This is a genomic window from Shewanella gelidii (assembly GCF_014647855.1).
GTDB lineage: Bacteria > Pseudomonadota > Gammaproteobacteria > Enterobacterales > Shewanellaceae > Shewanella > Shewanella gelidii.
Map to the genome: position 1 here is coordinate 707,308 of NZ_BMPZ01000002.1, position 13,894 is coordinate 721,201.

Consider the following 13,894-nt stretch of genomic DNA (forward strand, 5'->3'; position numbering starts at 1 on the left):
AGCCGGTTTGGCTTTAATTCAGAATGCTATTCAGCACAAAATCTAAATGGTCTATAGCGAAATTATTGTTTAAAGCATGTTGTTCGCTGTTGTACCAACCCTTACCAAGCGTAGTCTAAATACGGGTCGTTAGCTCAGTTGGTAGAGCAGTTGGCTTTTAACCAATTGGTCGAAGGTTCGAATCCTTCACGACCCACCATTTCAAATTATCTCTTTAAAATTCAATGATACTTATTGCTAGGTAGTGTGGTTTGTGTCCTTTTTGCTAACCAATAAGCTCGGAACTCAGTTCAAAAATTCAGTTCTGCTTATTTCCAACCGAATGCTTATTGGAATGGACAAACAAAAAGGAGGCGTTATGCCTCCTTATGTTGTATTGAAGTTCGATTATGCCAAAAGCTGGTTTTCTTTAACAAACTGTTCGAACTCAGTGCAACCACCGACATGTTTTTGATCAACAAAAATTTGCGGTACTGTTTCTACAGGCTTTCCGACCGTTTTTTCTAAATCTGCTTTGCTAATGCCTTCTGCATGAATATCAACATACTTGAACTTAAAATCTTCACGCTGTTCTTCAAGCTGTTCTGAAATCTGTTTTGCTCTTACGCAATAAGGGCAGCCTGGTCGACCAAAAATAACAACAAACATAATAGCTCCTAATTTTTAACTTGGTGAATTTATAACATATTCGCTAAGCCACTCATAATGATAAATACAGGTCAGGTTAATCGGATTCTTCTTTTAATCGCTCAAAGAGTTCAGGGTTTGATGACGACCTTGGTAGTCAAAGAAGCTTTCAACATGGTGCCAGTGCTTCTTAGATTGTTTCAGCAGAATCATATCGGGTGCACGGAAATCTTCTTTATATTTCACAATATCATCCGAACTTTTGTATGTATGTTTGAGTATGCCAGGCGTGCGATTATGCGGATGGATAAATAGCGCAAAACAAGCATTGATTTGTTTTGGGGTTTGCATTTTAAAGTGGCGTTCGAAATCATTACCTTCTATATCAAAGTAACGCACTGTGAGGGTGTTATTAGCGGATTCGAAATGCATGTCGTGGCATTTGAATAAGTGGTGATGTTTTTGTTGCAAAACTTGCTGCAATCGTTTGTCTGGATCAATAAGAACCGTTTGACATGATAAACAACTTCTTGCCGCAATATCGTTCTCTGCCCCACATTGAGGACAAGCTTTACTGCGAAAACGAAAAGAGCACTGAATTTTTTCATTTGTAGTACCCGATTCAATCAGAGCTTGGCAACGTCTACCATAGTGCTCAATGATGTCACCATCATTATCTGTTAACCCCCAAAAAATGTTTGCAAACTGACACTCTGGGCAATGAACTTGAACCGGTACAGATTTACTTGTTGGTTTATGAAAACCTACTTCTGGAAAATAGAGATCGTAACCGTTCGCTGCGTAATCAATGACTAGGCAATCTAATTTATTTTCCGCTAAACGCAATCCTCGCCCAACCATTTGTTGAAATAAGCTGACCGAAGCCGTTGGGCGTAGTATGGCAATGAAGTCAACGTGGGGTGCGTCAAACCCTGTGGTCAGTACCGCGACATTAACGATGAACTTTAAGCGTTTGGCTTTAAATTCGGTGATGATATTGTCTCTATCATGATGGCTTGTCGTCGCGGTAATTAGCGCTGATTTTTGTGGGTCTAACCGGGTCATAATTTCATGTGCATGCTGAACGGTAGCTGCAAAAATGATTACGCCTTGACGCTGCTCTGCAAGCTGAGTGATCTGGTCAATGATTGCTGTGGTCGCTCGGCCACTATGGTTCAAAATGTTGTTGATTTGGGCTTCTGGATATTCTCCGCAATGTGTTGCGACCAAAGAAGAAAAATCATATTGGGCGCTTAAACCATCATAAATTTTTGGCGGGGTGAGATAGCCGCGTTTGATGAGAGGACGTATCGGTAATTCAAAGACACATTGATCAAATACTGGGTTTTCTGTGTTGCCAATTTTACCGTGATAATGGTGCTTAAAAATCCAGCCCATACCCAAGCGATAAGGGGTTGCGGTTAAACCTAAAATTCGAATCTTGGGATTATGTTCTTTAAGTGCAGATAGTAATTGCTGATATTGACTATTTTCATCAGGGTTTATGCGATGGCACTCATCAATGATAACTAACGAATAGGTCTGGTGGAATTTGTGGGCCGCTTTAGCTGCTGATTGAATACTTGCTACCGTGGTTTTCTCATCCGTGTCTTTTTGCTTAAGTCCTGCAGCGTAAATACCCGGTTTTTGAGTTAATAACGCTACTTTCTCAGCGTTTTGTGCGACCAGTTCTTTGACATGGGTTAGCACTAAAACACGACCTCTCGCGATGCGTGCGAGTTCCGCAATCACTATGCTTTTTCCCGCACCTGTTGGCAGAACGAGCACTGCGGATTGTTGGCTTTGCCGAAAGTGGTTTACAGCGGCATTGACCGCTTGGGTTTGGTAATCTCTGAGCTTCACGAATAGATAGGTTTGGATTCATGCTAAGTGCAAGCAATTTAGCATACCTAAAGAAAAAAGCCCCTCATAAATGAGGGGCGAACAGGTGCAAACAACCACTAGTTCGTCAAAATGACAACAACACGAAGTTCTTTTAAATTACTCTTCCTTATTTAAGCGGCTCTCAATTAGGGTATCGATTACTGCTGGATCCGCCAGCGTAGAAGAATCCCCTAAGTTAGTGACCTCATTGGCAGCAATTTTACGCAAGAAACGGCGCATAATTTTACCTGAACGAGTTTTCGGTAGCCCTGAGGCCCATTGAATTAGATCTGGTGTCGCAAGGGCGCCAATTTCTTTGCGAACCCATTGGCGTAATTGTTGACGTAGCTCTTCTGTCTCTTCGGTTCCCTTGGTTAGCGTGACATAGGCGTAAATGCCTTGACCTTTGATATCATGGGGGTAACCAACTACGGCGGCTTCAGCAACTAAGTCGTGGGCAACAAGGGCACTTTCAACCTCTGCAGTACCTAGGCGGTGACCTGAAACATTAATCACATCATCAACGCGCCCAGTTATCCAGTAGTAGCCATCTTCATCGCGGCGAGCGCCATCACCAGTAAAGTACATGCCCCTAAAGGTTTTGAAATAAGTCAAAACAAAGCGATCGTGGTCACCAAAGACGGAACGCATTTGTCCAGGCCAAGAGTCCAGCATAACGAGGTTACCGTCGGTCGCTCCCTCTAAGATGTTACCCATGTTGTCGACAAGGGCAGGTTGCACACCAAAGAAAGGTCGAGTCGCTGAGCCTGGCTTAGTATCAGTTGCACCTGGCAGTGGTGAGATTAAAATGCCACCGGTTTCAGTTTGCCACCACGTATCGACGATCGGGCATTGTTCATGGCCAATTACCTCATGGTACCAGCGCCATGCTTCAGGGTTGATTGGTTCACCAACCGAGCCCATGATTCGTAGCGAATCGCCTTTATAACCACTAAACTGCTCTTTGCCTTCAGCCATGAGTGCGCGAATTAGTGTTGGCGCAGTGTACAGAATGTTGACGTTGTGACGGTCAATCATTTCCCCAAGTCTTGCTGGGCTAGGGTAGTTCGGGATCCCTTCGTGAATCAATATTGTTGCGCCGTTAGCGAGGGGGCCATAAACCATGTATGAGTGACCAGTAATCCAGCCGACATCAGCAGTACACCAGTACACTTCGCCATCTTTATAGTCAAAGACATACTCGTGGGTCATGGAGGCATAAACCATGTACCCCCCAGTGGTATGCAGCACGCCTTTGGGGTTACCGGTTGAGCCTGATGTGTAGAGCAAAAATAGTGGATCTTCTGCACCCATCTCCTCAGCTTGGCAATGCTCTGAAGCCGTAGCCATCAGATCTTCCCACCACACATCGCGGCCTTCGACCCAATCAATTTTGCCACCGGTTCGGTTCAGAACGATGACCTTTTCAATACAATCTACATCTGGATTATTTAGTGCATCATCAATATTATTTTTCAGTGGAATTGCTCGTCCGCCACGTATGCCTTCATCAGCGGTAACGATGACTCTTGATTTGCCATCGATAACTCGACTGGCTATAGAATCGGGCGAGAAACCACCAAAGACAACAGAGTGAATAGCGCCAAGACGTGCACAAGCAAGCATGGCAACGGTGGCTTCGGGTACCATCGGCATATAAATCGTGACGACATCACCGCGGCGAACCCCTTGACTTCTTAAGGCGTTGGCAAATTTACAAACATCTCTGTGTAATTCGGTATAGGTAATTTTTCGTTGCTCGGATGCGTCATCGCCTTCCCAAATGATGGCGACTTTATCTCCATTCTTTTCTAGGTGGCGGTCAAGACAGTTTGTCGACGCATTGAGTGTGCCGTCATAGAACCATTTGATGAAAAGTTTGTGGTCGTCAAATGAGGTTTTTTTCACTTTAGTGAAAGGGGTCATCCAATCAATTCGGCTGGCATGCTCCCTCCAGAAGCCTTCTGGGTTAACGATAGACTCTTGGTACATCTTTTTATATTTTTCATCGTTTACAAGTGCATTGTTAGCAATTTCACTTGAAACTTTGTAGAGAGACTGCGTGCTCATAGGGCTTCCCTTTTATTAGAATGCGTGGCAATGAGTATGGTCCTCAACGGGAATGATTCTCTATTAGACATTGGTCTAGTGATAAAATAGCCTTATTTTTTATGGTGTTGCGGTAAAAGTTTTGTCTGGATCTTGGGGCGTATTTAACGCACAATAGGTTCAAAAAAGTGGGTCCGAATATGAACTTGACCTTATTTGTTGCTTTTATCGCGATACTCTATGTTTTCATCCTTTTTGGGATGGCATGGGGGGCTGAGCGTTGGTTTGGTAAAATCACCCAGCGCTTGAAGGTCACTATTTATGGACTCAGTCTCGCGGTTTATTGCTCATCGTGGAGTTTTCTCGGCACTGTTGGCCAGTCTGCCAGCGACCTTTGGTCATTCTTACCAATCTTCATTGGCCCGATTCTAATTTTCACCTTAGGTTTTGGCATGTTGCGCAAAATGGTGGTGATTTCAAAGGCCCATAATATTACGTCTGTCGCGGATTTTATTGCTGCGCGCTATGGAAAATCACAAGTGCTTGCAGCGATTGTCACGTTGATAGCACTGTTTGGCATCATGCCTTACATCGCTTTGCAGCTCAAAGCGATGGTCTCGAGCCTTAATTTGTTCCAGCCACCCAATCAACCACTTGATGGCATCACAGTGCCTTTAATCATGACGTGTTTGTTGGCGATGTTCGCAATACTGTTTGGAACCCGTAAACTCGATGCCACAGAGCACAACCCTGGAATGATGCTGGCGATTGCGTTTGAGTCTTTGGTCAAACTCGCGGCGTTCTTGCTAGTGGGTATCACCGTTAGTTTCGGTTATTTTGACGGCTTTTCTGATATTTGGCAGCAGGCCGCTGAGCGTTCACTTATTGAAAAACCAATATTGAGAATCGAGTCTTTACTACCAGATTTAGTTGTCGGTATTGCCGCGTTCTTATGTATGCCGCGGCAATTTCATGTGATGGTGGTTGAGTGCGCAGATGCTTCTATATTGTCTCGTTCTCGATGGATGTTCCCTGTTTATATCTTCCTATTTGGCTTGTTTGTTGCGCCACTCGCTTTAGCGGGGAAATTACTGCTGGGCAATACGGTACCTGCCGATACCTATGTGATTAATTTGCCATTGGCATTAGAAATGCCATCAGTCGCCATTATTTCATTGCTGGGTACCTTATCGGCCGCTACCGGTATGGTGATTGTCGCAGTCGTTACGATCAGTATTATGGTGAGTAACGAATGGTTGGTGCCTGTGATGCTGCAAACAGGTCAGATCCGAGAGAAAAACTTTAGCCAGTTTTCTAGCATTTTGTTGAATGCAAGGCGAATTGCGATTGCGTTGATTTTAGGGTTTGGATATATCAGCTACCTCATGCTCGCGGATAGCGATTCTTTATCGCATCTGGGGATGTTGTCATTTGGCGCATTTGCGCAACTTGCGCCAGCATTAGTCGGCGGGTTGTATTGGAAGCATGGTAACCGCAGTGGGGTCTTTTGTGGCCTAGCTGTGGGGTTTGGGCTGTGGTGCTACATCCTGGTCAAAGGTGCGACAGAGAATCTCGCTGCTTTGCCGAGTGAGCTTAGTTTTTTGCAGAGTATCACTCCAAATGTCAGCGATACACTAACCGCATTAATGGCAAATTTGGTTTGTTACATTCTCGGTTCTCTATGGTTTAGAGCTGGCGTTGCCGAGCGTATACAAGCGAGTGAGTTTGTTACACCCGGTGAGCTTCGACGTGATGCCAGCAAGAAGAGTAATCCGATTTCACAACAAGACCTGTTGATCCTCGCAAGTCGCTTTGTTAGTCCAACGCGTGCTTACGAGAGCTTTAGCCGTTTCTCTCCTGAGGCGGTTAAGAGTGATAGTTGGAATAAGGCGGCTCCACCTGAGTTAATCGCGCATACGGAACATATGCTTGCCGGTGTACTTGGTGCATCAAGTGCGCAATTGGTGATGGACTCAGTTTTGGAAGGACGTGATTTAGCGCTCGACGAAGTGTTTAATCTGGTTGATGAAGCTTCGTCTAAAGTGATTTTGAGCCAAGATATGCTGCGCGCTGCGATTGAGCATGCTTATGAAGGAATGAGTGTGGTTGATAGTGATTTAAATTTAGTGGCGTGGAACTTTAAGTATGCGGATTTGTACGAATACCCTGAAGGTTTTTTGCAGGCGGGTATGCCAATTGCTGATGTGGTTCGATTTAATGCATTAAGGGGGTACTGTGGTGATGGCGATATAGAGGAGCAGGTTGCAAAGCGTGTACAGCATATGCGCAACGGCACCGAACATACTTCTGAGCGGCAACGTTCCGACGGCAAAGTCATCAAAATTCAAGGCAATCCAATGCCTGACGGTGGATTTGTGATGACATTTACGGATATTACTCAGTATCGTCTGCAGGAAAAGGCATTAAAAGAATCAAATGAAAACCTAGAGGCTAGGGTTCAAGAGCGAACCTATGAGTTGGCATTGCTGAATAGCCAATTGTTAGAAGCCAAAGCCCAAGAAGAAATGGCTAATGCATCTAAAAGCCGTTTTCTTGCTGCGGTTGGCCATGACTTAATGCAGCCATTGAATGCGGCTCGACTATTTACCGCATCTTTATCTCAATATCCGAACCTCGATCAAGAAGGGAGAACGACCTTATCCCATGTGAATAGCTCGCTGAAGACAGCGGGAGAGCTTTTAACTGATTTGCTCGATATATCAAAGCTAGATTCGGGGATGGTTGATGTGAATCGCAAAGACTTTGCCCTGTCTGAGCTGTTTGACGGTTTAGCGGTTGAGTTTGCGGCAATGGCCAAAGATCAGCAAATTTCTTTCAGTATGTGTCCTACCAGTGTCACGGTGAATTCCGATCCTTCGTTACTACGGCGCGCAATTCAAAACTTTTTAACCAATGCTTATCGTTATGCTAAAGGTGGCAAAGTCTTGTTAGGTTGTCGGCATCGGCAAGGTGCGGTCGAAATACAAGTCTTAGATACCGGTTGTGGTATTGATGAAAAGCAAACCTATGAAATCTTCAAAGAGTTTAAGCGGCTTGATAATCCAGCGAGTAAAAACGTGAGTGGACTTGGCTTAGGGCTTGCTATTGCTGATCGAATTAGCCGAGTGCTTGATCATGATATTCAGGTTCAATCCATTTTAGGGCGGGGCTCATTGTTCTCGATCCGAGTGCCGCTAGGCCAAACAACCACCGAACCAAAGGCCAATAAAGTCCCCAAAATGCTACAGCCGCTCGCAGGGGTCAAAGTTTTATGTATTGACAATGAAGAGGCTATATTGGCAGGTCTAGAGAGCTTGCTGAAGCGTTGGCAATGTGAAGTGATTTGCGCCAAAGATCTTGCAGATGCTCGCATTAAACTTGGATTGAAAGGCGTTGCTCCCGATATTGTACTTGCTGATTTTCATTTAGATCATGGCCAAAATGGTGTTGATGCAATGGATGCCATTCGGGGGATGTATGGAGAAGATCTTCCCGGTATTTTGATTACCGCCAATACCAGAAAAGATTTGATAGAAGACATCCAAGGACGTGGTTATCACTACATGGCTAAAATGGTGAAACCCGCTGCTTTGCGAGCACTTATATCGAGTTTGGTGTAAACCCCACACTTTATGAGTGGATTTGTGAGGAGTTCCGATCCACTTTTATAAATGCTTGCTATGCTTGAATTACAGGTGCTGAGTTTTCGTGTTTTAAGTACTCAGTTTTGTAAATGAACTCTGATATGGCACCGTTGTCATTTTCGGAGTGTACAGGTCACTATTGACCCTTTAACGCAAAAATAACAAAAAGCGTTAAAGAGCCCATCACGGGGTAGAGTGGTGAAATTTATTGTCTACATTTTAGTGCTTAGTGCACTAGCTATATTTAAGCTAGCCGCTAAAGACGAGCCCGAGTCTTTGGCAGAAGTTACCGTACAATTAAAATGGCGCCATCAATTTCAATTTGCGGGTTACTATGCCGCGATTCACAAAGGTTTTTATCAAGACGCTGGATTAAAAGTGGTCTTGCTTGAGCGTCAACCCGGACCAACTCCTATCGACAAGTTAATTCTCGGCAATGTGGATTATGCTGTTGGCGGAGTTGGTGCGCTGATTTACAGGCTAAATAATGTCCCACTCGTTGCTTTAGCTGCAATTTATCAACACTCTCCATCAGTTTTGATTAGTCGATACGCCGACATGGAAAAACTGCGACATAAAAAAATTATGTTGAGCCAAGGCGTGATGAACGCTGAAATCACGGCAATGCTTAGAAAGCAAGGCTTAGAAAGTACGGATTATGTCGCGATTCGCAGCCAGCAATCACTCGACGCTTATATATTTGAAGAAATTGATGCTTACAATGGTTATGTAACCAATGAAACCTACGAGTTAAATCTAAACAACACACCTTTTTATAGCTTTAATCCTAAAGATTATGGCATCGACTTCTACGGTGACATTTTGTTAACGACAGAACAAAAGCTGACTGATGATCTCGCACAAGTGACAGCGTTTAGAGAAGCTACGCTCAAAGGTTGGGAGTATGCGATTAATCATGTTGATGAAATCGTGACCTTGATTGAGGAGGAGTATAATTCGCAATACAAAACCCGAGCTCAGTTGATTTTTGAAGCGAATGAACTGGTCAAATTGATTTACTCAGACATAGTTCCAGTCGGCTATATGAATGAGCAGCGATGGCGAGATATTGGCAAGGTATTACAGGATGCTGGAGAGTAAGCAACACCGGTTAAAGGGATCGGACCATTTTTGTTTTCACATCATGTCGATGATGGTTTGATGTCAGTAATTCGTCGCAATTATGAGTTGTTTGCTTTGGGATTTGTGATGATCATCGGGTTATTGCTGCTATTGCATGCCTATCGATTAAGATTGATTGTTTCAGCTCGAACGAAACAACTTAAGGATGCCAGAGAGAAGGCTGAGTTTGATGCGCGAACCGATCCATTAACTGGGCTCGCTAACCGTCGGTGCTTTTTAGAAGTGGTTAATCAAAACCTGGAAATAATTAAGCGGCAGCAGTTGGAGTTAACCCTTGTTTATATTGATATTGATTGGTTTAAGAAAGTGAATGATAGCTTTGGTCATGCCGCTGGTGATGTTGCTTTAAAAGATATTGCTGACATATTGAAGAAAAATACCCGTGCGGCGGATACGGCATGTCGAACCGGTGGTGAAGAGTTTGTTATTGTTTGTTTAGAGCAGGAAAAAGCCGGTTCTAAATTTTTAGCAGAAAGAATTCGCAAAGAAGTTGAAGAGCACGTGTTTCATTATCAACAACAAAGCTTTTCTTTGACCGTGAGCATCGGCGTCGCCTCCTTTAATGGTGAAGAAACGGTTGAAGAGGTTTTGCATAAGTCTGACAGTGCTTTGTATGAGGCGAAGGAAACGGGCAGGAATCGTGTTCAATATATGTAAGCTTGATACCTAACTTTATGTAAGCCATCACTCTGATGGCGCTGCAAGCTAAAAGTTATAGATGTGTCTGCTCAACGTCATCATCATAGGCTTTCTTTCCATTCATGATTTCAACACAGTGCTATTCAATAAGAGTGGTGCCCAGTATATTCACCCGTCTTGTATTTGGAGCCTAAAACCTCCAATTTGCCTCCGATCCAACCTTTCTTTAGGATTTGCGACTTATTGAGCGAATGCCGTTCTCACGGTGTAAAATTGCTGTTGAGTCGTAAAATTACATTATTCTTCTCAAGTTTTTGTTGCACTACGGCTTAGGATTACCAAAAGGATACCTTGTCTGTAACATTTATGTGTAAATCATGTCAGGTTCTTTCAGGATTTAACCGCGGAGCGATTGCTTCGTGATTTATTGATCCATTCCAAGATTGCATTTCTTATTTGTGTTGTAAAATTACATTTCTGGTAAATTTGTGACGCTGGTAGCGGTAAAAAATTGGCCATTTGGATACTATCGTACAAAATTTTAAAAAACTTGAAGTGTGCGGTGGTGACTTTTGACTAATCAAGTAAAAACGATAACCCGGGGGCTGGATATACCGATTTCCGGGCAGCCCAGACAAGAGATTGAGCATGCGAAGCACTCATCATTTGTCGCTATTCTAGGCGAAGATTATATTGGCATGAAGCCATTGATGCTTGTCGAGGTCGGCGATGTTGTGAAAAAAGGCCAAGCATTATTTGAAAACAATAAAGCAGCAGGTGTTATTTACACCGCGCCCGCGAGTGGTGTAGTGACCGAAATCAATCGCGGTGAGCGACGAGTTTTACAATCGGTTGTGATTGAGTGCCATGAAGAAGAGGATGCGCAAGAAATTACCTTCTCTACTGCTGAGCAAATTGGTGAGTTAAACCGAGAAAGCGTACAACAAAACCTAGTGGCGAGTGGATTGTGGACCAGTTTAAGGACTCGTCCATTCTCTCATGTACCTCAACTAAACGACACGCCGGCTGCAATTTTCGTTACAGCGATGGATAGTAATCCATTGTCTGCAGAACCCAGAGTCATTATCGCCGAGCAGCAGCAAGCTTTTGCTCAAGGTATCCAAGCACTAACGCACTTATCTGAGGGGAAAGTGTATTTGTGTCAAGATGCTCAGGAGTCTTTGCCAGGCGCAGATCTAGATGGGGTTGAAGTTCGTCGCTTTGCCGGTGTCCACCCTGCAGGTATTGTCGGAACCCATATTCATTTTACGCTGCCGGTGAGTATAGAGCGGCAGGTTTGGCATATTGGTTACCAAGATGTCATCGCTATTGGTCAGTTGTTTATGACCGGTCAGTTATTTACTGAACGTGTCATCTCACTTGCGGGTCCGTTTGTGTCTCAACCTAGACTGCTTCGTACCTGTCTTGGCGCAAAGTTAAGCGATGTGGTTTATGGCGAGCTAAAACCGGGCTTTCCTCGGGTTGTTTCTGGTTCGGTGTTATCAGGGCATAAAGCAACCGGCGCTCATGATTATTTAGGTCGTTTCCATGTTCAAGTCACCGCATTAGAAGAAGATGCTGAGCATCAATTGCTGCCTTGGGTTCAACCCGGGAGTGACAAGTTTTCCGTGATCCGTTCGATTACTTCTGGTTTTAAGCGAAGCAAAAAACTATTTAATTTCACCACCAACACACGTGGTGCGGCGCGTTCAATTTTGGCATTTGGTCAGTTAGACCGCGTAATGCCTTTAGATATTTTACCGACCCTTTTAGTGCGAGATCTTGTTGTGCAAGATACTGATGAAGCGCAAGCCTTGGGTGCTTTAGAACTAGACGAAGAAGATTTAGCGTTATGTACGTTCGTTAGTCCTGGGAAATATGATTTCGGCAAAGAACTACGTACCTGTTTAGATATTATTGAGAGGGAAGGGTAATGGGGAAGCCAAAAAATAAGGCAAATTCGCAAGATGCCTATTATGAACATGGCAACTCAATGCGTGGCCTGTTCCGCTCATTGATCATTGCCCACGGACGCTCAACCAAAGGTCGTGTCCATGTACGCGACATGATTAATGTAAAGCGCACCATGACAATTGTGGCGATGTGTTTATTGCCGACAATTTTCTTTGGTATGTATAACATCGGTCTGCAAGCTCAGCTAGCTGTTGCATCAGGTGCAACACCGTTGGCGACTTGGCAACTTGGGCTGTTCAACCTCTTTACTGGTGGGCTTACAGAGGAAAGCGGTCTTGTTAGTTTATTTTTCTACGGATTAAGTTTTTACATTCCTATCTATCTTACTGCAATTGCTGTGACGCTGTTTTGGGAGTTTGTCTTTGCTCGTGCAAGGCAGCAGGAAGTGAATGAAGGTTTCTTCGTGACAGCTCTGTTATTCACGCTGATTTTACCTGTAGCAACACCTTTATGGTTGGTTGCAATGGGAATTTCATTTGGGGTGGTGGTAGCCAAAGAGCTTTTTGGCGGCATGGGCTACAACTTTTTAAATCCAGCGTTAGCCGGCCTTGCATTCATTTACTTCGCTTACCCTTCAGAAGTCACTGGCGTAGCACAATTAGTTGCTGTAGATGGATTTTCTGGCGCCACAAGCTTAGGTCAGGTTGCTGCCGGAAGTATGAACTTTGCCGATTATTCATGGAGTGATGCTTTTAAAGATCCTGCATGGCGCGATGCTTTTTTAGGCTTTACGCCTGGTGCCGTTGGTGAAACGAGCACGCTTGCCATATTGATTGGTGGCGCCATTTTACTACTCACTCGTTTAGCTGATTGGCGAATCGTCGCTGGTGTTTTTGCAGGTATGCTTGCGACTGCTGTCCTGTTCAATGTCATTGGGTCTACTAAAAATGAAATGTTCGCGATGCCGTGGACTTGGCATTTTGTAACGGGTGGGTTTGCGTTAGGCATGATGTTTATGGCGACCGATCCGATTACCACATCATATACACGCCAAGGCAAATTTGCATACGGTGCGTTGATTGGTTTGATGGTCGTTCTTATTCGGGTCGTGAACCCTAAGATGCCTGAAGGCATGATGTTAGCGATTTTGTTTGCCAACCTTTGGGCACCAATATTCGACTATGTCGTTGCACAAGCAAACATCAAACGGAGACTAAAGCGCAATGGCCTTTAATAAAGACAGCATCATGGGAACCATGATCTTTACGATTTCTTTGAGTTTGCTGTGCTCATTTATGATTACAGGTACGGCAGAAATTTTAAAAGAAAGAAAGCTCGCCAAAAAACGAGATGAGTTGAAGCGGTATGTGTTAACTGCGGCAAATGTCGATTTAGACGGTGAGCAAAGTTTTCAAGAGCTATTTGATGAGTTGGTTACACCCATGCTCGTCGATTTAGATACAGGGGAAATGGACAGCAATGACGCGGTGATGGATTTTGATGAGCGTATGGCTGCGATTAACCCTGATACATCTCGTAAACCCAAAAAAGATACCGCCAAAATTAAACGTCGTGCTAATCAAGTGCGCGTTTTCAAAGTCGCAGATAAGGACGGGCAATTAGCTCATGTCGTTGTTCCTGTGCACGGCAAAGGTCTATGGTCGATTATTTATGGCTATGTAGCGGTGAAAGCCGATCTCAATACTATCGAAAACGTGGTGTTTTACGAACACGGTGAAACACCTGGTATTGGTGATTTTGTCAGCGCACCTGACTGGGTAAAACAGTGGCATGGCAAGCAAGTGTTTGACGCGTCAGGTGATGTTGCGTTTCGCATCGTCAAAGGTGGTGCAGAAGACGGTGACATCCATGGTGTGGATAGTGTCAGTGGCGCAACGAAAACTGCAAGAGGTATTCAGCGTGCAGTGACTTTTTGGTTCGGTCGAGAAGGTTACCAAACCTTTTTCGATAAATTGAAAGCTTCGGAGGTATAG

General features: G+C 44.2%; 9 protein-coding genes and 1 tRNA gene. 7 read left to right on the forward strand and 3 right to left on the reverse strand.

What is annotated here, in order from left to right:
* The first annotated feature begins 123 nt into the window (after positions 1 to 123).
* Positions 124 to 199: transfer RNA gene (locus tag IEY18_RS06650), tRNA-Lys, on the forward strand.
* Positions 200 to 387: 188 nt separating this feature from the next.
* On the opposite strand, the gene IEY18_RS06655 is transcribed toward IEY18_RS06650, so the two are convergent.
* From IEY18_RS06655 to acs, 3 genes are all read right to left on the reverse strand, one after another.
* On the reverse strand, positions 388 to 648 hold the full coding sequence (locus tag IEY18_RS06655; protein WP_188919017.1) for a GrxA family glutaredoxin: 261 nt from the start codon (positions 646 to 648) through the stop codon (positions 388 to 390).
* A gap of 93 nt (positions 649 to 741) precedes the next feature.
* On the reverse strand, positions 742 to 2,490 hold the full coding sequence (gene radD / locus IEY18_RS06660) for a DNA repair helicase RadD (protein ID WP_188919018.1): 1,749 nt from the start codon (positions 2,488 to 2,490) through the stop codon (positions 742 to 744).
* A gap of 138 nt (positions 2,491 to 2,628) precedes the next feature.
* Positions 2,629 to 4,581: an acetate--CoA ligase gene (gene acs, locus IEY18_RS06665; RefSeq protein ID WP_188919020.1), complete on the reverse strand. Its 1,953-nt coding sequence runs from the start codon at positions 4,579 to 4,581 to the stop codon at positions 2,629 to 2,631.
* A gap of 179 nt (positions 4,582 to 4,760) precedes the next feature.
* Between acs and IEY18_RS06670 the strand changes: the two genes are divergently transcribed.
* From IEY18_RS06670 to IEY18_RS06695, 6 genes are all read left to right on the forward strand, one after another.
* Complete coding sequence (locus IEY18_RS06670; protein ID WP_188919022.1) at positions 4,761 to 8,180, forward strand: hybrid sensor histidine kinase/response regulator; 3,420 nt, start codon at positions 4,761 to 4,763, stop codon at positions 8,178 to 8,180.
* A 222-nt stretch (positions 8,181 to 8,402) separates the two neighbouring features.
* Positions 8,403 to 9,305: an ABC transporter substrate-binding protein gene (locus IEY18_RS06675; RefSeq protein WP_188919024.1), complete on the forward strand. Its 903-nt coding sequence runs from the start codon at positions 8,403 to 8,405 to the stop codon at positions 9,303 to 9,305.
* A 60-nt stretch (positions 9,306 to 9,365) separates the two neighbouring features.
* On the forward strand, positions 9,366 to 10,004 hold the full coding sequence (locus IEY18_RS06680) for a GGDEF domain-containing protein (protein ID WP_188919026.1): 639 nt from the start codon (positions 9,366 to 9,368) through the stop codon (positions 10,002 to 10,004).
* A gap of 554 nt (positions 10,005 to 10,558) precedes the next feature.
* Positions 10,559 to 11,920, forward strand: a complete 1,362-nt coding sequence (locus IEY18_RS06685) for a Na(+)-translocating NADH-quinone reductase subunit A (RefSeq protein WP_188919028.1) — start codon at positions 10,559 to 10,561, stop codon at positions 11,918 to 11,920.
* A complete protein-coding gene (locus IEY18_RS06690) occupies positions 11,920 to 13,134 on the forward strand; it encodes an NADH:ubiquinone reductase (Na(+)-transporting) subunit B (RefSeq protein WP_188919030.1) in 1,215 nt (404 codons plus the stop codon). The genes IEY18_RS06685 and IEY18_RS06690 overlap by 1 nt, the downstream gene beginning before the upstream one ends.
* Positions 13,124 to 13,894 carry a Na(+)-translocating NADH-quinone reductase subunit C gene (locus tag IEY18_RS06695; RefSeq protein ID WP_188919032.1) on the forward strand — a complete coding sequence of 257 codons (771 nt, stop codon included), beginning with the start codon at positions 13,124 to 13,126 and terminating at the stop codon, positions 13,892 to 13,894. The genes IEY18_RS06690 and IEY18_RS06695 overlap by 11 nt, the downstream gene beginning before the upstream one ends.

What these genes read in the sequence shown, in the direction of transcription:
- IEY18_RS06670 (WP_188919022.1), top strand. Translation starts at nt 4,761, where the DNA reads ATGAACTTGACCTTATTTGTTGCTTTTATCGCGATACTCTATGTTTTC.
- IEY18_RS06680 (WP_188919026.1), top strand. Translation starts at nt 9,366, where the DNA reads ATGTCAGTAATTCGTCGCAATTATGAGTTGTTTGCTTTGGGATTTGTG.
- IEY18_RS06690 (WP_188919030.1), top strand. Translation starts at nt 11,920, where the DNA reads ATGGGGAAGCCAAAAAATAAGGCAAATTCGCAAGATGCCTATTATGAA.
- IEY18_RS06695 (WP_188919032.1), top strand. Translation starts at nt 13,124, where the DNA reads ATGGCCTTTAATAAAGACAGCATCATGGGAACCATGATCTTTACGATT.
- acs (WP_188919020.1), bottom strand. Translation starts at nt 4,581, where the DNA reads ATGAGCACGCAGTCTCTCTACAAAGTTTCAAGTGAAATTGCTAACAAT.
- IEY18_RS06655 (WP_188919017.1), bottom strand. Translation starts at nt 648, where the DNA reads ATGTTTGTTGTTATTTTTGGTCGACCAGGCTGCCCTTATTGCGTAAGA.